17 protein-coding genes are annotated in these 20,692 nt (G+C 72.1%); 6 read left to right on the top strand and 11 right to left on the bottom strand.

Annotated elements, in window-relative coordinates:
* Positions 1-91: 91 nt before the first annotated feature.
* Both VKA29_RS25570 and VKA29_RS25565 read right to left on the bottom strand, forming a co-directional pair.
* Complete coding sequence (locus VKA29_RS25570; RefSeq protein ID WP_324788326.1) at positions 92-1,525, bottom strand: MFS transporter; 1,434 nt, start codon at positions 1,523-1,525, stop codon at positions 92-94.
* 162 nt (positions 1,526-1,687) lie between these two features.
* Entirely contained in the window at positions 1,688-2,668 is a 981-nt protein-coding gene (locus VKA29_RS25565; protein WP_324788325.1) for a hypothetical protein, read from the bottom strand.
* A 151-nt stretch (positions 2,669-2,819) separates the two neighbouring features.
* On the opposite strand from VKA29_RS25565, the gene VKA29_RS25560 reads away from it, so the two are divergent.
* From VKA29_RS25560 to VKA29_RS25550, 3 genes are all read left to right on the top strand, one after another.
* The gene (locus VKA29_RS25560) at positions 2,820-3,107 is read left to right on the top strand and encodes a heavy-metal-associated domain-containing protein (protein WP_324788324.1); all 288 of its coding nucleotides are present in this window, start codon (positions 2,820-2,822) and stop codon (positions 3,105-3,107) included.
* Between the two features lie 131 nt (positions 3,108-3,238).
* The gene (locus VKA29_RS25555) at positions 3,239-5,503 is read left to right on the top strand and encodes a heavy metal translocating P-type ATPase (protein WP_324788323.1); all 2,265 of its coding nucleotides are present in this window, start codon (positions 3,239-3,241) and stop codon (positions 5,501-5,503) included.
* 254 nt (positions 5,504-5,757) lie between these two features.
* Positions 5,758-6,423, top strand: coding sequence for a hypothetical protein (locus VKA29_RS25550; protein ID WP_324788322.1), 666 nt, complete (start codon positions 5,758-5,760; stop codon positions 6,421-6,423).
* Positions 6,424-6,725: 302 nt separating this feature from the next.
* Here VKA29_RS25550 and VKA29_RS25545 read toward each other — a convergent pair whose 3' ends face one another.
* Positions 6,726-7,169: an ATP-binding protein gene (locus VKA29_RS25545; RefSeq protein ID WP_324788321.1), complete on the bottom strand. Its 444-nt coding sequence runs from the start codon at positions 7,167-7,169 to the stop codon at positions 6,726-6,728.
* Between the two features lie 574 nt (positions 7,170-7,743).
* Between VKA29_RS25545 and VKA29_RS25540 the strand changes: the two genes are divergently transcribed.
* Positions 7,744-9,345 (top strand): protein kinase domain-containing protein, encoded by a 1,602-nt coding sequence (locus tag VKA29_RS25540; protein ID WP_324788320.1) that lies wholly within the window; start codon positions 7,744-7,746, stop codon positions 9,343-9,345.
* Positions 9,346-9,611: 266 nt separating this feature from the next.
* Here the strand turns inward: VKA29_RS25540 and VKA29_RS25535 are convergent, their stop codons facing one another.
* The gene (locus VKA29_RS25535) at positions 9,612-10,544 is read right to left on the bottom strand and encodes an EamA family transporter (protein ID WP_324788319.1); all 933 of its coding nucleotides are present in this window, start codon (positions 10,542-10,544) and stop codon (positions 9,612-9,614) included.
* Between the two features lie 39 nt (positions 10,545-10,583).
* Between VKA29_RS25535 and VKA29_RS25530 the strand changes: the two genes are divergently transcribed.
* The gene (locus tag VKA29_RS25530; protein ID WP_324788318.1) at positions 10,584-11,105 is read left to right on the top strand and encodes a MarR family transcriptional regulator; all 522 of its coding nucleotides are present in this window, start codon (positions 10,584-10,586) and stop codon (positions 11,103-11,105) included.
* Positions 11,106-11,285: 180 nt separating this feature from the next.
* Here VKA29_RS25530 and VKA29_RS25525 read toward each other — a convergent pair whose 3' ends face one another.
* Together VKA29_RS25525 and VKA29_RS25520 are read right to left on the bottom strand one after the other, a co-directional pair.
* Positions 11,286-12,185: an NAD-dependent epimerase/dehydratase family protein gene (locus VKA29_RS25525; RefSeq protein WP_324788317.1), complete on the bottom strand. Its 900-nt coding sequence runs from the start codon at positions 12,183-12,185 to the stop codon at positions 11,286-11,288.
* Between the two features lie 95 nt (positions 12,186-12,280).
* Entirely contained in the window at positions 12,281-13,669 is a 1,389-nt protein-coding gene (locus VKA29_RS25520) for a pyridoxal phosphate-dependent decarboxylase family protein (RefSeq protein WP_324788316.1), read from the bottom strand.
* Between the two features lie 75 nt (positions 13,670-13,744).
* Here VKA29_RS25520 and VKA29_RS25515 point away from each other — a divergent pair, with 75 nt between their 5' ends.
* On the top strand, positions 13,745-15,148 hold the full coding sequence (locus tag VKA29_RS25515; protein ID WP_324788315.1) for a PLP-dependent aminotransferase family protein: 1,404 nt from the start codon (positions 13,745-13,747) through the stop codon (positions 15,146-15,148).
* Positions 15,149-15,202: 54 nt separating this feature from the next.
* Here VKA29_RS25515 and VKA29_RS25510 read toward each other — a convergent pair whose 3' ends face one another.
* The 5 genes from VKA29_RS25510 to VKA29_RS25485 form a co-directional block, all read right to left on the bottom strand.
* The gene (locus VKA29_RS25510) at positions 15,203-17,761 is read right to left on the bottom strand and encodes a DUF4132 domain-containing protein (protein WP_324788314.1); all 2,559 of its coding nucleotides are present in this window, start codon (positions 17,759-17,761) and stop codon (positions 15,203-15,205) included.
* The gene (locus VKA29_RS25505; protein WP_324788313.1) at positions 17,761-18,114 is read right to left on the bottom strand and encodes a hypothetical protein; all 354 of its coding nucleotides are present in this window, start codon (positions 18,112-18,114) and stop codon (positions 17,761-17,763) included. Before VKA29_RS25505 ends, VKA29_RS25510 begins: the two co-directional genes overlap by 1 nt.
* Before the next feature lie 127 nt (positions 18,115-18,241).
* Positions 18,242-19,015 carry a polysaccharide deacetylase family protein gene (locus VKA29_RS25500; RefSeq protein ID WP_324788404.1) on the bottom strand — a complete coding sequence of 258 codons (774 nt, stop codon included), beginning with the start codon at positions 19,013-19,015 and terminating at the stop codon, positions 18,242-18,244.
* Between the two features lie 369 nt (positions 19,016-19,384).
* Positions 19,385-20,017, bottom strand: a complete 633-nt coding sequence (locus VKA29_RS25490; RefSeq protein ID WP_324788312.1) for a TetR/AcrR family transcriptional regulator — start codon at positions 20,015-20,017, stop codon at positions 19,385-19,387.
* Entirely contained in the window at positions 20,014-20,691 is a 678-nt protein-coding gene (locus tag VKA29_RS25485; protein ID WP_324788403.1) for a helix-turn-helix domain-containing protein, read from the bottom strand. The genes VKA29_RS25490 and VKA29_RS25485 overlap by 4 nt, the downstream gene beginning before the upstream one ends.
* Position 20,692: the final 1 nt, after the last annotated feature.

Genomic DNA, 20,692 nt, shown 5'->3' with positions numbered 1-20,692 from the left:
CGGTACCGGGGGTTCCCGGTACCGGCCTGCGCGCCAGGGGCCGGCGGTTCGGCTGCCGCCGGCCCCTGACGTCATCCACCGCTCGAGGCCGTCAGGCCCTCGCCGACTCGCTCGGCGCGGCGGCCGGCTCCTGGGGAGCGGCGCCGGACTTGCCGCGCATGAAGGCGGCGGTGAGCAGTCCGCCGACGGCGGCGACCGCGGCGGCGCCGAGGAAGGCGGCGCTGAAGCCGTTGGTGAGGGCCGCGGGGTCGCCGGTCCGGTCGGCCCCCTTGGAGGTGGCCAGTGCCGTCAGGGCCGCCAGGCCGAGAGCGGAACCCACCTGATAGGTGGTGTTGACGATGCCGGAGGCGAGACCGGCCTGCTCCTGCGGGGCACCGGACATGGCCGACATCATGAGCGGGATGTAGGCCAGGGACATGCCGGTCGCGGCGACGAGCGACGCGGGCAGGACGTCGACCGCGAAGGTCCCGGTCGGTTCCGCGGCCGACAGCCAGACCAGGCCCACGGCCAGGACGAACAGGCCGCCGACGATGAGCGGCTTGGGGCCGAACCGGCCGAGCAGCCGGGCGGTGATGAGCGTCATGAAGATCATCAGCAGCCCGGTCATGGGCAGCAGCGCGGCACCGGACGCGAAGGCCCCGAATCCGAGGACCTGCTGGAGGTAGAGGTTGAGGAAGTACCACATCGGGATCCAGGCGGCTCCCATCAGGGTCATTCCCACGTTCGAGATGCCCAGCCCGGGGACGCGCCAGATACCCAGCGGCATGAGGGGGGTGCGGACCGTCTTCTGGATGAGCAGGAAGCCGGCCAGCAGGACGGCCGCGCCGAGGAGCCCCAGGACGGTCTGGGTGTCGCCCCAGCCGACCTCGGGAGCGCGGACGGTGGCGAAGACCGCCAGGGCCAGGCCGCCGGTGACGGCCACCGCGCCCAGCAGGTCGACCGAGCCGCGGTTGCCGGCCACGGCGGGCAGCAGTCCGGTGGCGGCCAGGGTGGCGATGCCGATGGGGATGTAGATGATGAACACCCAGGGCCAGCTCGCCCATTCGGTGAAGACGCCGCCGAGGAAGACACCGGCCGTGCCGCCCGCCGGTGCCGCGGCGCCGTACAGCGCGAGCGCCTTGCCCAGTTCCTTGGGGTCGTGCCCGAAGAGCATCATCAGCAGCGTCATCGAGGCCGGCGCGATGAGCGCCCCGCCGACGCCCTGGACGGCACGGCCCGCTATCTCCACCCAGGCCGTCGTGGCGGCCGCCGCCACCACCGAGCCGGCGGTGAGGACGACCCAGCCGCTGACGAAGACGCGCCGCGCTCCCAGCAGGTCCGACAGGCGGCCTCCCAGCAGCAGCAGCCCGCCGAAGGCGACGACGTAGGCGTTGAACACCCACTGCAGATCGCCCTGGGAGAAGTCCAGGTCACGCTGCATTTCGGGGAGCGCCACACCGATGATCGAAGTGTCCATGATGACCATGAACTGAGCGGCTGCGAGCACCACGAGGGCCCACCAGCGCCGCGGATTGACGGTTGACATTGCTCTGCCTTCCACTGAGTTGCATACCCCTGGGGGGTATCTAGCTGGCGACAATATATACCCCGAGGGGGTATCCGAGTAAAGGGGGTGCCGGGCACATCGTTCCGGCGGCCCGCACAGAGCCGCGGCGCCTCGGAACCTGGGCTTTCGCACCGCCGGCGTTCAGTGCCGGTGGCTGTCCTCGTGCCGGCCGGTGGCGTCACCGGCCGGAGCCGTCCGCGGCTCGGCAGGCGTACCGACCCGGACGGTGAAGGCCGCGGTGCGCACGGTGTCGCCGTGCTTGAAGTCGAAGAAGAGCCGGTAGGTGCCGGCGCTGGGTGCGGTGGTGCCGAAGGAGACGTCGGGGCCGGACTTCGTGGCGCCGTCCCCGGGTTCGCCGTCGGGGTGGACGTGCAGGTACGCGAGGTCTCCGGAGCGCAGGGCGACAAGGTGCCCGTAGGCGCCGAGGTAGGGCTGGAGGTCGGTGACCTCCCGGCCGCCGCGGTCGACGGTGAGGGTGAGACGGCTTTCCGCACCGGCCCGCAGGTCGCCCCTCAGCCTCACGGTGTAGCCGTCGACGGTGGCGGTGGCCGACGCCTCGGGCACCTCGGCCGGCCGGTAGGCGCCGGAGACGGCCAGGTCGGCGCCGAGGGTGAGCCCCTTCGACCGGTTCGCGGGTTCGAAGTCGGCGAACACCCGGTAGCCGCCCGCGGCGGGAAGGTCGACGGGGGTGCTCCAGGTGCCGTCGGCGGCGCGACGGGGATGCAGATGCCGGTAGGTTCCCAGGTCGCGGGAAGCGACGATCAGGTGGAGTTCCTTGCCGTGCGCCCGTTCATAGGCGGTGACCGGCCGGCCCTTCGCGTCTCGGACGACGAAGCGGAGATCGCCCTTCCGGCCGGCGGCCAGGCGCGGGCTTCGCAGATCGAGACTGTAGCCGCCGTCGGCGACCTGCAGGCCACCGGGCACGGCTGACGCTTCGGCCTCGCCGTGGCCCGCGTGGCCGCCGTGCCCCCCGCCCCGCTCCGGCGCCTCGCTCGCCGAGTGGGCGGAGTGCGCGGCCGTGTCGTCCGCCAACGGGGCGACGGCGCCGCCGACCCCGTACGCGGTTCCGAAGACCGCCGCCGACGCGGCGGCGAAGCCGCCGAGTTTCCACAGAACGTTCATCACAGGCTCCTGGAGAGGGACCGGCAGGGTTTGATACCCCTAGGGGGTACCCGTACCTGCCGCGAGTTGCTCAACATACGGGGAGGGGGTATACGATGCCAGCATAGTGCATACCCCCCCAGGGTATGGATCGACCTGAAAGGAATGTGCCATGGGTTCCTGCTGTACTTCTGACGGCAGCTGCTCCACCAGCGCCGCTTCCACCGTTGCCGTCGAGGGCACCGCGGTCGCGACCGTCTACAAGGTGTCCGGCATGACGTGCGGCCACTGCGAGACCACCCTCACCCGCGAGATCGGGGTGCTCGACGGCGTGGTCGGGGTGGAGGTGGACGTCAAGGCGGGCCTCGTCACGGTCACCACCTCGACCGAGCCCGACGACCAGAAGCTGGCGGCCGTCGTCGACGAGGCCGGCTACGAACTGACCGGCCGGGCGGCCTGACACCTGGCCGTCCGGCCGGTAGGACCACCGGCCGGACGGCCGGGCGGAGAGCGCCGATCCGCTCTCACCCGCTGGACCTCGCCCGGGTCCAGCGGGCCCGGCGCCCCCTCGACTTTCCTCCAGGAGGAGTGATGACCACCTCGGTTTCCGACAACGCCGAGATCGAACTCGCCATCGGCGGGATGACCTGCGCCTCCTGTGCGGCGCGCATCGAGAAGAAGCTCAACCGCATGGAGGGCGTCACCGCCACCGTCAACTACGCGACCGAGAAGGCCAAGGTGGTCTACTCGGCCGAGGTGACCGTGCCGGACCTGATCGCCACCGTGGAGGCCGTCGGCTACACCGCGAAGGAGCCCGCTCCGCCGCGCGATTCCGGCGCACCACGGGACGGCGAGGGTTCCGAGGAGGCCGCGGGGACGGACGAACTGCGTCCGCTGCGGCAGCGGTTGACCACCGCTGCCGTGCTCGCCGTCCCGGTGATCGCCCTGGCCATGGTTCCGGCCTGGCAGTTCGAGTACTGGCAGTGGTTGTCGCTCACCCTGGCCGCGCCCGTGGTCACGTACGCGGCCTGGCCCTTCCACCGCGCGGCCTGGACCAATCTCCGGCACGGCGCCGCCACCATGGACACGCTGATCTCGGTGGGCACGGCGGCGGCGTTCCTGTGGTCGTTGTGGGCCCTGTTCTTCGGCACCGCCGGCACCCCGGGCATGACCCATGCCTTCGAACTGACCATCGCCCGCACCGACGGCTCGGGGAACATCTATCTCGAGGCCGCCGCCGGCGTGACCGCGTTCATCCTGGCGGGCCGGTACTTCGAGGCCCGGTCCAAGCGCAAGGCGGGCGCCGCGCTGCGGGCCCTGATGGAACTGGGCGCCAAGGACGTCACGGTCCTGCGCGACGGGCGCGAGGAACGGGTACCGATCAGCGAACTGCAGGTCCACGACCGCTTCCTGGTCCGGCCGGGCGAGAAGATCGCCACCGACGGCACGGTCGTCGAGGGCGCCTCGGCCGTGGACGCCTCGATGCTCACGGGCGAGTCCGTGCCCGTCGAGGTGGGGATCGGCGACGCGGTCACCGGAGCGACCGTCAACGTCGGCGGACGCCTGGTCGTCGAGGCTTCCCGGGTCGGCGCCGACACCCAACTCGCCCGCATGGCGCGCCTGGTCGAGGACGCGCAGAACGGCAAGGCGGCCGCACAGCGGCTCGCGGACCGCATCTCCGCCGTCTTCGTGCCGGTCGTCATCAGCCTGGCGGTGGGAACTCTCGGCTTCTGGCTCGGCAACGGCGCCGAGCTGTCCGCCGCCTTCACCGCGGCGGTGGCGGTACTGATCATCGCCTGCCCCTGTGCCCTGGGCCTGGCCACCCCCACCGCGCTCATGGTGGGCACCGGCCGGGGCGCCCAGCTGGGCATCCTCATCAAGGGACCGGAGGTGCTGGAGAGCACCCGCAAGATCGACACGATCGTCCTGGACAAGACCGGCACGGTCACCACGGGCCGTATGACCCTGCTGGGTGTGCACACCTCCGAGGGCACCGACGAGGCCGACGTGCTGCGGCTGGCGGGCGCGCTGGAGCACGCTTCGGAACACCCCATCGCCCAGGCGGTCGCGACCGGCGCCGCCGAGCGGGTCGGCACGCTGCCCACGCCCGAGGACTTCGCCAACGTTCCCGGGCTCGGAGTCCAGGGTGTCGTCGAGGGGCACGCGGTCCTCGTGGGACGCGAGAGGCTTCTCGACGAGTGGGCCCTGGTGATGCCGGTCGAACTGGCACGCGCCAAGGCGGCCGCCGAGGCCGCGGGCCGCACCGCCATCGCCGTCGCGTGGGACGGCGAGGCCCGGGCGGTGCTGGAAGTGGCCGACGCGGTCAAGGACAGCAGCGCACAGGCCATCGCCCGGCTGCGGGCGCTCGGCCTCAAGCCGGTGCTGCTCACCGGCGACAACCGGGCGGTCGCCGACGCGGTCGCCGCGGAAGTCGGCATCGACGAGGTGATCGCCGAGGTCATGCCCGAGGACAAGGTCAGCGTCGTCAAGCGACTCCAGGCCGAAGGGCTTTCGGTCGCGATGGTCGGTGACGGGGTCAACGACGCGGCCGCGCTGGCGCAGGCCGACCTGGGCCTCGCCATGGGCACGGGCACCGACGCGGCCATCGAGGCCGGCGACCTCACCCTGGTCCGGGGCGACCTGCGCGCCGCGGCCGACGCGATCCGCCTCTCCCGCAAGACGCTCGGCACCATCAGGTCGAACCTGTTCTGGGCCTTCGCCTACAACGTGGCGGCGCTGCCGCTGGCCGCGGCCGGGCTGCTCAACCCGATGATCGCCGGAGCGGCGATGGCGTTCTCCTCCGTCTTCGTCGTCGGCAACTCACTGCGGCTGCGCGGTTTCAAGGCGCTCGGCTGAAGCGCCCGTCCAGCGGGGGCGGCCCACCGGAGGCCGCCCCCGCACATGGCTTCCCCACCAGCGCCCGCAATCCCTTTTCCAGCCGCTTCCCAGTGGGCGTGCGTAGATTTCCGGCCAACGGCGGTCGAGCCGGCGTTCCGGTGAAGGAGGACGCCGCAGCCGATCCGCGGGACGTTTCCGCGGGCCGCCGGCAAAAGGTGTCTGTCCTGCGTCGGCGGCCTGACCGCCGACAGCCAAGAGGGGGAAGATTCGTCATGCGCGTATCGGGTGTGCCCGCCGTCACGGCGGCGGTGTTGGGGCTGGTGCTGCTGACCGGGTGCCAAGGGGACGATCTCAAGGGCTCGAAGCCCGTGAAGTCCCCCGCCGCGTCGGCGAGCGCAGTGGACCCGACCACAGCTCCGGCCCGGCCCGGCGCGACGGACTCCGGCAAAGCCTCCCCCTCCGCCTCCGCGGCGCCTTCGGGCCCGGTCAGGCAGGTGATCGACGCTTCGATGGCGGGCGGCCTGTCCAAGGTGTCGGGCAAGAACCCGGCACGTGACGTCGACCCGGGCGAGATGCGCGACGGCATGAACCTCGTGTCGGCCGCGTACTCCGACTGGGGGAGCGACGACGCCGTTCTGGTCGTCGCGGTCGATCATGTGCCCGAGGCCACCACCAAGCGCCGTGAACACCTGTGGCGCGGCATGCTGGAACACATCGAGTGGGACTTCGGCCAGGGCGTTCCCGAGGCGCAGCCGGTCAGCGATCCCGGACCGCTCGGCGGCTCGGTGGAGTGCCTGTCGGCGTCGCTCGCCGAGAACGGGAACGTCATCTGCGGCTGGGCGGACGCGACGACCGCGGGGGTGGCTCTCTTCCCGAACAGCACGGTGATGTCGGCGTCCATGGAGTTCATGACCATGCGTGTCGATCTGGAGAAGTGAGGCGGAACGTCCTGCCCGCCCGCCTGGCGGACGCCGCCGCGGCCACGGCGGTCCTCGATGCCGCCGGGCACGGTCGGGCGGGAACGGAGGCGGATGGCCGTGCCGTCCGTGAAGGCGTCGGCCAGGACCCGGACCGCGACGCCGTCCCGCCCGGGGAAGCCGCGATGTGCGGGAGTCTGTGCGTGGTGGTCTCCTTCACGGCCGCCACCGGGGTGCCCCGAGGTGAGGGGTGCCGGCCGTCGGTGCGGCGGTGCCGTCGCGGACCTGGTGTCGGTGCGGCTGACGGCGCCTGCCGTGCTGTGTCAGGCCGTGACGCCGACGGTGGCCCAGTGGTGGACCGCCCCGGCTTCTGCCCGGGTGCCGTGTCCGGCGGACAGCGCGTCGACGATGACCCTGCCGCGGCCGTGCTCGGCGTGGGTTCCGGTGGCGGCCCACGCCCCCGGGGACGCGGCGGGACCCGCGTCGCTGACGTCGATGTGCACGCCGTCGGTGCCCAACCGCCTCAGCCGCAGAGCCACGGGCGGCAGAGCGTGCTCGACGGCGTTGGTGACGAGTTCGGAGATGATCAGCAGGATGTCGTCCGCCTGCTCCTCAGGCAGACCCCACGACGCCAGCAGGATCCGGGCTTCTCTCCGGGCGGACGCGGCGGCGGTCACGTCGTGGGCCAGCCGCAGGGTGTAGGACCTCGGGGGGCCTGCCAGGACGCGCCGGGTCGGCGCGTCGGCCAGGTGGGTGGTGGAACACATGACAATCACCGATCCGGTGGCTTCCCGGGGACATCGACGGCTCCGATGCTGGCCGAACCGCCTGTCGGTTCCCTGTCCGGCCCCTGTCCCGGCGCGTGCCGCGAAATCCGGTACCTCGCGGGCGCCTGCGTCAGCCGGGTCGGTCAGGAGCGGCGTTCCGGGTGCGGATGCCGCGTCCGGGCCTGCGGCGTACCGCGTCCGCGGGCCGGCGGCGGGGCTTGAGTAGCGAGTACTCGTGCGGCGGCCCACGGGCGGTCGGCAGCCTGGTGGACGCCTCCGCCTGCTTCCCCGCTCCCGGGCCGGCCCTGCCGGGACGACGGTCCGACGACGCCGGTACGGCGTCCCTGTCGGCGTGTTCGCCGCCGAAACGAGTATGGATTACTCATGATCGGACGTTCGATGACGCGTTGGATGAGTACGGCCTGTGAATGGTGGCCAGGCATCCGCAGCTGTGGCGGCGCGTGGTCGCCGCGGCCCTGAAATCGTAGTGCGCGGCGCCGCCGTCGACGACGCGGGGGCCGGCCGGCACTGCCGCCCGCAGCGGGGGCGTTACACGGTGAAGGGGCGGTACCGAATGACCGGTCGGGATGAGCACACTTTGGTCAGCGCTGACGGGCGCGCCGTGGGTGACGGGCGCTACGTCCTGCAAAGCCTTCTCGGAGAAGGCGGCATGGCCACGGTGTACCTCGGTCACGACACCGTGCTCGACCGGCCGGTGGCCGTGAAGCTCCTCCGCTCGGACCTGGCGGGACAGCAGGCGTTCCGGCTGCGGTTCATCAGGGAGGCCAAGGCGGTCGCCAGCCTCAACCACACCAACATCGTGTCGGTGTTCGACTCGGGTGAGCACTCGGGCCAGGGTGCGGCCGAGCCGTACATCGTCATGGAGTACGTCGAGGGCTGTTCGCTGCGCGAGCTCCTCGACCAGCATGTGGCCGAGAGCGGGGCGATGCCCGTACCGCTGGCCCTGCAGATCACGAGTGAGGTCCTGGCCGCCCTGTCGGAGAGCCATGCGAGAGGGCTGATCCACCGGGACATCAAGCCGGCCAACGTGATGATCACCCGGCGCAACGTGGTGAAGGTGATGGACTTCGGCATCGCCCGGGCGATGGAGAGCGGGCTCGGCTCCATGACACAGACCGGGATGGTCGTCGGGACTCCTCAGTACCTCTCCCCCGAGCAGGCCATGGGCCGGCAGGTGGACGAGCGCTCCGACCTGTACTCGGTCGGCTGCATGCTCTTCGAGATGGTCACCGGCCGGCTGCCGTTCGACGGCGACGCGCCGCTCACCATCGCCTACCAGCATGTGCAGGCACCAGCGCCGGTGCCTTCGCAGGTCAACGCGTCCGTGCCCGAGTCCGTCGACCGGCTGATCGCCACAGCCCTGGCCAAGGACCCCGCGCAGCGGCACCAGTCCGCCGACGCCATGCGCGAGGCGGTCCAGGCACTGCTCGCGCAGATCGGGCCGGCCGGGTCCGCCGCGCCCGCCCGACCGGCGGACTCCCCCGGGCACCCCGGCGTCGGGCAGGGCAACGACTCCTTCGGTCCCCCGCCGGCGGTGGGGGCTCCTTACATGCCCACCTTCGCGGCGTCTGCGTACCCCTCGCAAGGAGCCGCCGCGCCGGCTTCCGGCGGTCCGGCGCCGATGGCCGTGCACCCCAACCCCTATCAGGGGACGCTCCCCGGTGGGCACGCACCGCAGGCCCCGCACCGCCCCTCGTCGCCGCCGCGCCGCAAGGCCGTGGTGTGGGTGGCGTCGGCCGCCGCCGTGCTCGTGCTCGGCGGACTGACCGTGCTCACGCTGGGCAACGGGGGGAAGGCCGACGACCCGGAGGACGTCGGTCCGGACAAGAGCGCTTCGCAACCCGCGGCGTCGGCGTCGGCGTCCCCCTCGCACGGCGACGTCGTGATGGGTGACACCTCGCTCACGATGCCGGTGAAGGACTGCACCAAACCCAAGGTCTCGCAGGACGGCAAGATCTCGGTGCCGTGGTTCAAGCTGCACCACATCGACTCGGTGCGCGCCTGCGCCGAGGCGGGCGGGTGGAAGCTCACCGAGAAGACGAAGGACGAAGCGCTCTGGGGCAAGGGGATCGTCGTCGACCAGTCGCCGATCGGCACCCAGGTCGACCCGGACCTCAAAGTGGTGACCGTCTGGGTTTCGACGGGTGTCTCGTAGCGGCGTTCCGCGCCACACGTGCGCCGGCCCCGCAGCCGGGGGTGTGCCCGCCCCTCACCGTTCCGCCTCGTTCGCAGCCGGCGGGCCGGGACCGGGTCGTCGGCGCAATGGAGTACCGGTTGCTCATCACTCACCGCTCCGGCGCGTGTTCCAATCTACGGGTGGTGAGTGTCACGTTCATCCCCGGAGCGACATCTCGCCGTCGTGGGCTATTCCGCATGCGGGATAGCCCACCTCACTTCTTCCCGCCGTCGCGAAGGTCCTCGTCACCCGCGACCGGGCGCGGAGGGCTCTCGCGCGGGACACGCTTCGGGTACCGCAGCGGCGGATGCCCGGCCGCCGCGGCGCCGGCTCGCGCGGGCGGGCCGGCCGAGGACGACGCCGGCCAGGACCAGTGCCAGCCCGCACGACTGCTGGACGGTCAGCGCCTCCCCGGCGACGGCGATGCCCAGCAGCACGCCGGTCACGGGATTGAGCAGGCCGATCAGCCCCACGGTTCCCGCGGGCAGGTGCCGTAGTCCCGTGAACCAGGCGACGAACGCCAGCGCGGTGGCGACGAGGGCGACGTAGCCGAAGGCGAGCAGAGCGGGCGCGGACAGCGCGGGCGGGGCACCCTCCACGGCCGCGGCGACCGGGAGGAGGAAGAGGCCGCCGGCGGTCAGCTGCCAGGAGGTCGAGGCCAGGACGTCGACATCGGCGCTCCACCGCTTGGTCAGGATGTGGCCGAACGACGACACCAGCATGGCGGACACCGCCGCGAGCACACCCGGCACACTCGTCCGGGCGGCTCCCGTGAGCAGCATGAGACACACACCGGCGAGCCCGATCGCGGCGCCGGCCAGATGAGCCGCCCTGGGACGCTCGGACATCAGCAGCCACGCCACGAGCATCATCGCCAGCGGGGACACCGCCATGACGGTCGAGGCGACGCTCGTGGGAAGGAGCTGGGAGGCGGCGTAGACGAGGACGAAGAAGACACTCACATTGAGGGTCCCCAGCACGGCGGACCGCCACCACCACGCGCCCCGGGGCCGCTGCCGACGCAGCACCAGCAGGAAAAGGCCGGCCGGCAGCGCTCGTACGGCGGCCCCGTAGAGGGGGCGGTCCGCGGGGAGGAACTCGTGCGTGACGAAGTAGTTGGCTCCCCAGGCGACCGGTGCTATCGCGGTCAGCGCGACCCAGCGCGCATTGGCTTCCATGGAAGGCATTCTACTTCCACGGAAGCTATACTGTCTTCCATGGAAGACAGTGAGCTGGACCGAGTGGCCCGCATCCAGGCCGACTGGCGCCGCGAACGGCCCGACCTCGACGTCTCCCCCCAAGGCGTGATCGGCCGGCTTCACCGGCTGGCCGACCGGCTCACCGGGGAACTCCGCCTCGTCTACGCCCGCTACGGCCTCAGCGAAGGGGAGTTCGACGTCCTGTGCGCGCTGCGCCGCGCCGGTGAGCCCTACCAGCGAGCGCCCGGCGAACTCGCCGCGCACACCATGGTCACCACCGGCGCCATGACGAAGAGGATCGACCGTCTGGAGCGAGCCGGACTCGTCACCCGCCGCCGGTCCGAGGACGACCAGCGGGGACGGATCGTCGCCCTCACCGCCCCCGGACGCGAACTGATCGACCGGGCGTTCACCGAGCACATGCGCAACGAACGCCGTCTGCTGGACGCGCTCACACCCGCCGAGGCGGCGGCACTGGAAACGCTGCTCGCCACCTGGCTGTCCCGCACGGATCACCCACGCGCGGCCGACAGCGACTGACCCGCGGCCCGCGGCCGGGCCGCCGTCACCCCACCGGCGCGGGCACTCCCGTCACCGCCCGCCCGTGTCCTCGACCCGTGATCGCCTGACCGCCAGGACGAGGCGCGTCCCCCACGAGGCCTGTCCGCCCACCGGCCCGGTGAGCGCCCGGGTGTGTCCGGTTCCGCGCGGGCCGCGGCCTCAGACGAGCTGCTGCTTCAGCAGTCGCAGTTCCTCCGCGACGTCGTGCATCTTCGGCGTCCAGCCCAGTTGCTCGCGTGCCGCCGCGTTGGACAGCCGCTGGGAGCAGGTCAGCGCCTGGGCGAAAGGACCCAGTGCCTGGGACGCCACTTCGACCGGCAGGGAGGCCACCTCCCCGCCGCCGCCGAGCGCACGGCTCGCCATCACGGAGAAGTCCCGGTAGGACATGCTCTCTCCGTTGCCCGCCAGATAGAGCGAGCCGGCGGGGGCGCCTTCGAGCGCATCGACGCACAGGGCGGCGAGATCGTCCACGTGCACGAACGCAAGCAGGTTGTCCCCGTCGCCGACGTAGTGCACCCGGCCGCTGCTGTTGTAGTCGGCCAGCAGCGAGGCCGCGACGAAACCGCTCGTGCGCCCGTACACCATCGGCGCGCGGACCACCGCGCTGCGCACCCCCGAGCCGGCAGCCCGGCGGATCTCCCCCTCGAGCGCCGACCGCCAGGCGAGGAACGCGGGCGGATCGTCGGGAGTCGACTCGTCGACTTCCACGTCGGGCCCGGTGTTCCCGGTGCCGAGTGAGCCGGTCACGTACAGAAAGGCCTTGTCCGTGCCCTGCATCGCCTGGAGGACCGAACGGACCGCGGCGGTGTCCACCTCCCGGAACCTGTCCGGAACGGGGTCCAGCCAGGCGAACACGACGGCGTCGGCCTGAAGCGCTCGCGCCACCCAATCCGAAGGGCGGCCGACCTCACCCGGCTGAACCTTCACCCCGGCCGCCTCCAGGGCCTGCGCGGATGCCGTGGACCTGGCCAGGCCCACCACTTCGTGGCCCCGCTCGAGCAGATGGTCCACGACGGCGCCGCCTATGTATCCCGTGGCGCCGATGACGAATGCTTCCATGTGGTCTCCCTAGGTGAATGAGCGACGTGGCCGGGTGGTGCCGGCGTCGGCCCGGCCCGTTTCCGGCGGCGGTCAGGACCGCCGCCGGACCGTGGTCAGCGCGAGGCCGCCGCCAGCGCGTCCAGCACGCGCGCGGTGTCGTCCGCGGTGGTGCGCCAGTTGCTGAACGCGGCCCGCAGTCCGGGCACCCCGCCGTACACCGTCGGCGTCACGTACGCCTCCCCGGACTCGGCGACCGCCTGCGCCAGCGCGCTCACCCGTTCCGTGGTCGGGTCCTCGGCGAGCGTGAAGCAGACGACGTTGAGCCGGACCGGTGCCAGCAGGCGCAGACCGGGCAGGGCGTCGATGCCCTCGCCGAGCCGGCGGGCCAGGGCCACGTTCCGCTCGACGATCTCCCGGTGCCCGGCCTGCCCGTAGGCCATGAGCGAGAACCACGCCGGCAGGGCGCGCAGCCGCCGCGAGTTCTCCGGGGTCAGATGCAGGAAGTCCGGCTCGCCGACGGGCATCCCGAGGTACGGCGAGGCGTTGTGGAACACCGCCACCTGAAGGTCGCGGCGCCGGGTGAACTGCACGGCCGCGTCGTAGGGGACGTTCAGCCACTTGTGCAGGTCGACGCAGACCGAGTCGGCCGCGTCGAGACCGTCGACCAGCGACGCGTACTCGGGGGACAGCGCGGCGAAGCCGCCGAACGCCGCGTCCACGTGCAGCCAGAAGTCGTAGCGCTCCTTCAGAGCGGCGATCGCGCGCAGATCGTCGAAGTCGACGGTGTTCACGGTGCCCGCGTTCGCGACGACGACGGCCGGCCGGCCGTCCCGCTCCGCCAGCGCCTCCTCCAGCGCGCTCACGTCCACGGCCTCCCGGTTGCCGGACAGCAGCGGCACCTGCCGCAGCCGGTCCCGGCCGATGCCCAGCACCGACATCGCCTTGGTGATGCTGGAGTGCGGGCTGCCGGAGAGGACGTCGACCGGGCCCAGCGCCGCCGCACCGGCCCGGGAGACGTCCACGCCGAGCCGCTCACCGAGCCACTCCCTGCCGACCGCCAGCCCGATCGTGTTGGACACGGTCGCGCCCGTCACGAACGCTCCGCTGTGCGCCTCGCTCAGCCCGAACAGCTCGCGCAGCCAGCCGACCGTCTCCCGCTCCAGCTCCTGCGCCCACGAACCGCCGGCGCCGGAGACGTTCTGGTCGAGAGCCGAGGTCAGCCAGTCACCGGCGACCGACGCGGGGGTCGCGCCACCGGTGACGAAGCCCAGGTAGCGGGGGCCCGCCGAGCCGGAGAAGCCCGGCGCCCACCGCTCGGCGAACCGGGTGAGGGCGGTGGCGCCGCCCACGCCCTCGGCGGGCAGCGGTGCACGTTCGGGAGCCCGGCCGGACACGGCGGCCGGCCGCTCGGCGAGGCCCGCCACCTCACGGGCGGCGTAGTCGCGGGCGGACTGCAGGAGTTCGGAGAGCCGGGAGAGATCATCGGCGAGAGCGGGGTGCATGCCCGCAGCGTAGGACGCGGAGCCGGCCACATGTCTGGTCCACTCGGGGAGAACTGGACCAGCCATACTGGCCGTGTGGACAGTGGATTCGTCGCCGCGCTCGGCGACTGGCGCATCCGGTCGGGCCCGCTCTCCCGCGCCCTGGCGGCCGGGGTGCGCGAGGCCGTGATCGACGGTCGGCTCCCGGTCGGCACCCGGCTGCCGTCCGAGCGGGAACTGGCCCGGGCCCTCGGGGTCAGCCGCGGCACGGTGGTCTCCGCGCTGGCCGTGCTGCGCGACGACGGCTGGCTGCACACCCGGCACGGCAGCGGCAGCACCGTACGGTTGCCTCCCCGGCTCACGGAGCGCACCAGCCCGTGGTCCCTGGACCGGGGCGGCGCCGCCGACGCCGAGCTCGACCTCACCCTCGCCGTCACCGCCGCACCGCACGACGCCTACCTCGCCGCCCTCGCCCGCGCCACCGAGCGCAGCGCGCCGCTGCTCGTCGACTCCGGCGTGGCCGGCTGCGGGCTGCCCCTGCTGCGGGAACTCCTCGCCGACCGCTACACCCGAGCCGGCCTCGCCACCCGGCCCGAGCAGATTCTCGTCACCTCCGGCGCCCAGGCCGCCCTCGCCCTGCTCCTGGACCATCTGCACACCGACCGCCGGCGCCCCGCCGTGGTGGAGAACCCCGCCTACCCCGGCGCGCTCGCCCTGCTGCACGCCCGCCGCATCCGCCTGCTGCCGGTGCCCGTCTCGGCCACGGACGGCTGGGACATCGAGCGCCTCACCGCGGCCGTGCGTCGGCACCACCCCCAACTGGCCTATGTGGTACCCGACTTCCACAACCCCACCGGCGCCCACATGGACGTGCGGACGCGCCGGGCGGTCGCCGAGCTCGGCGACCGCCACGGACTGACCGTCCTCGCCGACGAGACGATGCGCGACCTGGACCTGAGGACCCCGCCCGGCACCGAACCGCACCTCGCCGGCGCGCGAGTGATCCAGATCGGCTCCGCGAGCAAGACCGTGTGGACGGGTCTGCGGGTCGGCTGGATCAGGGCGCACACGGACCTCGTACGGCAGCTGCGGCGCAATCCGCTCCAGGCGCAGCTGGCTCCACCGCCGCTGGAGCAGCTGATCGCCGCCGAACTCCTCGGCGACCCGCTCCCGGACCTCCTCGCGAACCGGCGCGACCAGTTGCGCGACCAGCGTGACCATCTGGCCGCGCTGCTGGCCGGCACCGAGTGGAGCTACACCGTCCCGGGCGGCGGACTGAGCCTGTGGCTGCACCTGGGGGACGGCACGCGGGCGACGGACCTCGCGGCCAGGACCGCCGCGCGCGGGCTGGTGGTGACCCCGGGACCGCGCTTCGCCGCCGACCGCGCCACCCTCACCCGCCATCTGCGCCTGCCGTTCACGGCGACACCGCGGACGCTGACGCGGGCGGTGGAGGTGCTGCGGGAGTGCTGGCGGGCCGGGGCCCCGGCCCGCCGTTGAGCGGTGCGGCGACCGCCGGGAGGCGGTTTTGGGGGTCGCCGACTTCGACCGCGGCTACCGTGCCTCCCCTCGCTGGAGCTGGCCGACGACGGAGGGATCGGTGATGGCGGTGTCGTCTGCCAGCATGATGGCCTTGCTGAGGATGACGGCCAGCATGCGGTCGCCCTCGAACGGGAGGTAGGTGTCGCCCACCGGAGGGGCGTTGCCGGGCGCGGGAACGACACACAGGTAGGTGTTGTCGGGGCTCATGAGGATGTTTCCGGAGCCGAGGTGGATCCGGTAGGTGTGCAGGGTGCCCCGGACGGTGAGGTACCTTCCGTCGATGCCGCACCGGTCGGCGACGCCGAGTCGCGGCAGCAGGGCGGCGAGCAGTTCCTTCCTGGTCCGGGCCGGCTGGGACAGCTCGCCGAAGGCGTAGGCGTTCCAGTAGTGCTGGAAGCGTCCTCCGGGGCCGCCGTCCTGCCAGGTGGGGTCGTTGCCGACACTCGCGACACCGACGAAGAGGTCGACGTCGCGGAGGACCTCGCTGAGGACCAGGTCGGGTATCCGTTCCAGGGGCAGCGGATCGACGGATTCGCCGGGCATGGTGTAGGCGCCGCCGCCGGCGTGCGCGAGGTTCTGGGGAGCGTCGAGCGGATAGAAGCGGACCTGGTCGGTCCGGACGGTCAGGAAGCTTCCCGATCCCGCGACGTCGTCGTCGATGCCTTCGATCCAGTATTCGCCGCGCAGTCCCCATGCGGGCAGGTCGATGGTGGCGGGAGGGTAGACGTCGTCGACGGCCATGCGCAGTCTGTTGCGCCAGCCGCGTGCGGCGGCGAGGGCGTTGAACTGGTGCTGGCGCAGGATGTGGGCGGCGAACCGGTTGGAGTAGTCGCGGGTCTGCCGCTCCGCCCCGGTGAGCCGGTACACCTCGCGGTGTGCCTGCTTGAAGGGCTGGGTGATGCCGTGCCGCCGCAGCCAGTCCCGCCAGGCGAGGACCTCGTCGGGGTCCTGGGCGACGGGGTGCCACAGTTCGACGCGCGCGTCGGGTGCGGCCCGCACCGGGCTGTCGTCGAGGGCGCGCCACTGGCCGTCGGCGTATCCGCAGGTGACGCCGTCGACGCTCCACAGCAGGCGCCGGGTGAGCGTGCCGAGCAGTGGATGGTCGGCGTAGCGCTCGCGCCAGGCGGGGAACGTCCAGGTGCGGCGCGCGAGACAGAGGCGTTCCAGCCGGGTGCTCTGGGCGGTGAGCATCTTGTCGATGTCCTTGGCCGCCGCCTTGAGCGCCTTGACGTCTTCGGCGTGGTCGCGCCGTACCGGAGCCGGGGCGGTCTTGGTGACGCGGCCTGTGGTGCCGCGCCACGTCAGGGAGGCCTTTCCGTCGCGCACCGAGAGTACGGCGGTGGTGTCGCCGAGGACGTGTTCGCCGTGGCCGACACCGGTGAGTCCGTAGCCGGGAAGGGCCAGTTCCTCGATCTCCTCCCGGGACACGCCCATGGTCGTGGCCCGGGAGTCGAGGGCCGCGTCGACGAGCTTCAGCGTGGGCTTGGCGGTCAGGCGGGCGGAGAGCCGCGCCAGTTCGCCCAGGGACGCCTCTCCCCGGAGTTCGCGGAGTGTGTGGACGGCCGCGTTCGCGATTCTGGGGTGGCGTGGCCCCAGCCCGGGGACCTTGCGCACGCAGAAGTCCACCAGGTGTCCCAGGACACGTGCGGAGTCGGCGCTCTCCGGGGTGAGGGCGAGCAGCCAGACCAGACCTCGCACGGCCACCGCGTTGTACGGATCGAGCATGCCGGGGAAGGTGCTGGTGCCGTTGTGGACGAGGGGCACCGTGCGTGGCCGGTCGACCATGCCGAGCCAGGAGACGACCGTGGTGTGGACCGTCTCGGGGCCGATGTCGTCGATGAGGTCCTTCGCCCTCGCGTTCCAGGCGGCGGTCGGCCGCACCGCGGTCGCGGTCAGCGCGTGCCGGAGCAGCGGCGGCCAGCTCTCGTGCAGGCCGGGAAGTTCGCCGAGCGCGTGGTCGGTCCAGGCCTCCCCAGGGTTGAGGAGGGGATGAGCGACTTGTTCCTGGCTCAGGTGCTTGATGCCCCGGGGTTCATAGCCGTTCTTCCGTGCGGTGCGGCGCAGTGTGGCGACGAACGCGGTGGAAGGCATCGTGCCCGCCGCCAGCTCGGAGTCCTTCTCGATGATCCTCCACAGTTCGCGGTTGTGCGGGGTGTCCAGGGTGAAGCTCCGCCCGAGGTCGTCCACTTCGCGCAGCCTTCCGGCCAGGGAGCGGACGCTGGGCAGACCGTTGATCAGCAGTTCCTTCAGCCGCGCCATGCGGTTCCACAGCGAGTGCTCGTGGCCCCGGCAGTCGTGCTCGGACCAGCCGTGGCGGACCCACTCCCGCATCACTGTGGCCCGGTAGAGGTGGACGATGTCGTTGGCCAGCTTCGCCGCGTGGAAATCCGACAGGGAAAGCAGTGTGTCGGAGATCCGGCGAATTTCGTCGAGTGCACCGACTTCGCCGGCTTCCTCGATTTCACCGAGAATCGCGGCGTCCATCAGTTCCCGCGCCAGGCGGTAGGTGTCGCCTTCCAAGGCGAATCGGGAGACGGCTTCCGGCCGGCCCGGATTTCGTGACGAGGTCATCAGCCACCTGCCAGCGGAACGAGCTTCAGGAAAGTGATGTCCTCGTCCGGCGACAGGACCACCTCGTCATCCAGATCCTCGACCTGCCGGTCCCCCACCAGGACCACGAACTGCCGTCGGTGGAACGCCTCCAGCGCCGATTCGAAGGCGTGCCACGCGTCCCTGGGCCGGTCCGCGCCCGGCTGCCGTGCGTTTCCCACCCTGCCGGCGAGTTCGCTTCCGCCGCGCCGGCCGAATTCCTCGAACACGCGGCGCCGGAGAACCTCTCTCAAGGTCACCCGTTCCCCGGCCGCTGCCGGAGCTTGCTCGTGCGGATCGTCGTCGTAAGCGGAAGCTGTCTTCGGATTCATCATGGAGAGGACCTTAAACCCCGCTACTGACAATGGCCGGGACAGCCCCGATCTCGCCGTCGGCTCCGCTTTCTGAGTAATTTCTGCTCACGTCGGCCGCCGGCCGCGGGTCGACCGGCGGGCCCGCGGCTCAGCGCACCGGGAAGCCGAACTCGTATCCCTGCTCCTTGAGCCAGGGAAGGACTTGGCGCAGGGCCTCGACGGTCTGGGAGCGGTCGCCGCCCGCGTCGTGGAACAGGATCGTCGGCCCGTTGGGCAGTTCCCTCTCGACGGTGGCGACGATGGCGTCCGCGCCCGGCCGTTCGAAGTCCTTGGAGTCCACGTTCCAGCCCAGCGGACGCATGCCCCGGGAGGCGGCCAGTTTGCGGCTGTAGGGGGTGAACGCCCCGCCGGGCGCCCGGTAGTACATCGGCCGCACGCCCCCGGACGCCTCGGTGATCATGCGTTCGGCGTCGAGGATCTCCTTCGACTGGTAGGCCTGGGACTTGGTGTCCATGGTGGTGTCGTGCGAGATGGAGTGGTCGCACAGCCGGTGCCCGGCCGCGACCACCTTCTTCACGAGGTCCGGGTATGCCTTCGCCTGCGTTCCGACCATGCAGAACGTGGCCTTCGCCCCGTTCTCCCGGAGCAGGTCCAGCATCTGCGGCGTCCACACGGGGTCGGGTCCGTCGTCGATGGTGATGTTGACGGCGTGTGCTCCCTTGTCCGACGCGTGCACGATGCTCATCTCCACCGGCCGGACGTCGCCGCCCGGTGTGGCCGACGCGGTCGGCCGGGGCGACGCGCCGTCCACGACGCCCGCCTGGGCGGTCCACACCGAGACGCCCGCGGCCAGTACCGTCACCCCGGCTGCCGCCATGGCCAGCCTGCCGTACCAGCCCCGCCCGCCACCGTGCCGCGCCATGTCCGCCCCCGCTTCCCGCTGTTCCTCGCCGATCACCGGTCGCCTTCCGACCACTTGATGGGACGACGAACGGCGGTCGCCGGATGCGTCTGTTACCGATCACTGACAATTCCGGGGGATTTCGCGGACAACCGGCCCGGCAGCGGCCGTACCTCGGCTTTCGAGGGCCTCTGCGATCCGGAGGGCCGCCCCGGCGGGTGTCTCGCCGACCTTCTCGGCGGCGAACGCCCGTGACTCCCGCGCCAGTTGCCGCGCCGGTGGGCCGGTCGTCGTCCGGCCCGCGCCGTGGTCGCCGTCGAGCCGTACGATCACGTGGCCCGATGCCGGCTCCAGCCGCGCCCGCGGCAGGGGGAACGGGCCGGACGCCGGTCAGCTCGTGGCGGTGTCCGTCGGCGGGAGGCAGGCGAGGACGCCGGAGAGGAGGTCGACGTACTCCTCGAAGTCCCAGTCGGGGTAGGTCTGCGAGCCGACGGCCGCGCCGTCGGCGAAGGCCACGACGAGGGTGGCGACGTCGTCGGCGCGGTCCGCGGGGGCGCTCCGCTCGACGCGGCGCGCCCAGGCGGAGATCATCCGCCTGACCTGGAGGCGGCAGTCGAGGAACGCGCGGCGGGTCTTGGCGTGGGTGTCGTTCTTCTCGAGGAGGACCTGCATCCCGACGCGCACGAAGTCGGGGACCGTGCCGAGGGTCTGGTACGAGAGGCCCAGGACCTCGCGGACACCCTCGCCGAGGGTCGTCCCGTCCCCGGCCTCCCACCGGGGCACGGTCACGAGCCATTCGGCGAAGCTGTGCCGGATCACCTCGGCGAAGAGTCCGTCCTTGTCCTCGAAGTGCCAGTAGACCGAGCTGACGGGCAGGCCCGAGCGCCGGCAGACGGCCGCGATGGTCGTGCCGGCCACTCCGTGGGTCTTGGCCAGCTCGCCGGCCGCCTTGAGGATGCGGTCGGCGGACCGGGCGGTCGTCTCCTCCTCGGGCACCGGCGCGGGTTCCTGCTGCGCGTTCATGCCGCCGCTCCCGTCCGGACGAGGTGCTCGGCGAGGCCCAGGGCGACCAGGTCGACGACGCGCTTGACGTCGCGGCCGCCGGTCGAGCGGACGTGCATGAAGAGGCCGTCCATGAGCATCATGTGGAACCGGGCGAGGCGCCGCGGCAGTCGCGGGTCCTCCGCCACCGCCTCGGGCCGCAGGACCTGGACCCACCAGTCGGTGATCTCGTTCTCGGTGTCCTGCCGGACGTCGGCGTAGAGGCGGCGCGCGGCCGGCTCCTTGATCCGCTGCTGGAGGGTGAGCAGGAGTCCGAGGGACCAGAACTCCGGCGAGGTCGTGAGCGAGACGGCGGCCCGCTGGAACCGGGTCTCGACCTCCTCGGCGACCGAGCCGGCCCTGACGGGGCCGGACCGGGCCGGGGCGAGCGCCCGCCACTCGCGGCAGGAGAATTCGAGGGTCGCGGCGAGCAGGGCGTCCTTGCTCCGGAAGTGCCAGTAGATCGAGCTGGCGGGCAGTCCGGTCGCCTCGGTCACGGCGGCGACCGTGGTGCCGTCGTAGCCGTTGCCTGCCGCGATCTCGAGCGTCGCTTCGAGGATCGCGCGCCGGGAGCCGTCACCCTGGCGGTGGCGGCGATCGGTCTTGCGTGCCGCTGCTTCGCTCTCCCCCTGCCGCCGGGCCCGGTCCGGGAGCATC

This window comes from Streptomyces sp. H51 (genome assembly GCF_035656535.1).
Taxonomy (GTDB): domain Bacteria; phylum Actinomycetota; class Actinomycetes; order Streptomycetales; family Streptomycetaceae; genus Streptomyces.
The sequence above is the reverse complement of the archived record's forward strand: the minus strand, read 5'-3'. Positions and strand labels throughout refer to the sequence as shown.

Bases quoted from the DNA above. Each gene is read 5' to 3' on its own strand.
- VKA29_RS25550 (WP_324788322.1), top strand. From the start codon at position 5,758: ATGCGCGTATCGGGTGTGCCCGCCGTCACGGCGGCGGTGTTGGGGCTG.
- VKA29_RS25560 (WP_324788324.1), top strand. From the start codon at position 2,820: ATGGGTTCCTGCTGTACTTCTGACGGCAGCTGCTCCACCAGCGCCGCT.
- VKA29_RS25540 (WP_324788320.1), top strand. From the start codon at position 7,744: ATGACCGGTCGGGATGAGCACACTTTGGTCAGCGCTGACGGGCGCGCC.
- VKA29_RS25570 (WP_324788326.1), bottom strand. From the start codon at position 1,525: ATGTCAACCGTCAATCCGCGGCGCTGGTGGGCCCTCGTGGTGCTCGCA.
- VKA29_RS25545 (WP_324788321.1), bottom strand. From the start codon at position 7,169: ATGTGTTCCACCACCCACCTGGCCGACGCGCCGACCCGGCGCGTCCTG.
- VKA29_RS25520 (WP_324788316.1), bottom strand. From the start codon at position 13,669: ATGCACCCCGCTCTCGCCGATGATCTCTCCCGGCTCTCCGAACTCCTG.
- VKA29_RS25565 (WP_324788325.1), bottom strand. From the start codon at position 2,668: ATGAACGTTCTGTGGAAACTCGGCGGCTTCGCCGCCGCGTCGGCGGCG.
- VKA29_RS25555 (WP_324788323.1), top strand. From the start codon at position 3,239: ATGACCACCTCGGTTTCCGACAACGCCGAGATCGAACTCGCCATCGGC.
- VKA29_RS25510 (WP_324788314.1), bottom strand. From the start codon at position 17,761: ATGACCTCGTCACGAAATCCGGGCCGGCCGGAAGCCGTCTCCCGATTC.
- VKA29_RS25530 (WP_324788318.1), top strand. From the start codon at position 10,584: ATGGAAGACAGTGAGCTGGACCGAGTGGCCCGCATCCAGGCCGACTGG.
- VKA29_RS25535 (WP_324788319.1), bottom strand. From the start codon at position 10,544: ATGGAAGCCAATGCGCGCTGGGTCGCGCTGACCGCGATAGCACCGGTC.
- VKA29_RS25505 (WP_324788313.1), bottom strand. From the start codon at position 18,114: ATGATGAATCCGAAGACAGCTTCCGCTTACGACGACGATCCGCACGAG.
- VKA29_RS25485 (WP_324788403.1), bottom strand. From the start codon at position 20,691: ATGCTCCCGGACCGGGCCCGGCGGCAGGGGGAGAGCGAAGCAGCGGCA.
- VKA29_RS25490 (WP_324788312.1), bottom strand. From the start codon at position 20,017: ATGAACGCGCAGCAGGAACCCGCGCCGGTGCCCGAGGAGGAGACGACC.
- VKA29_RS25500 (WP_324788404.1), bottom strand. From the start codon at position 19,015: ATGGCGCGGCACGGTGGCGGGCGGGGCTGGTACGGCAGGCTGGCCATG.
- VKA29_RS25525 (WP_324788317.1), bottom strand. From the start codon at position 12,185: ATGGAAGCATTCGTCATCGGCGCCACGGGATACATAGGCGGCGCCGTC.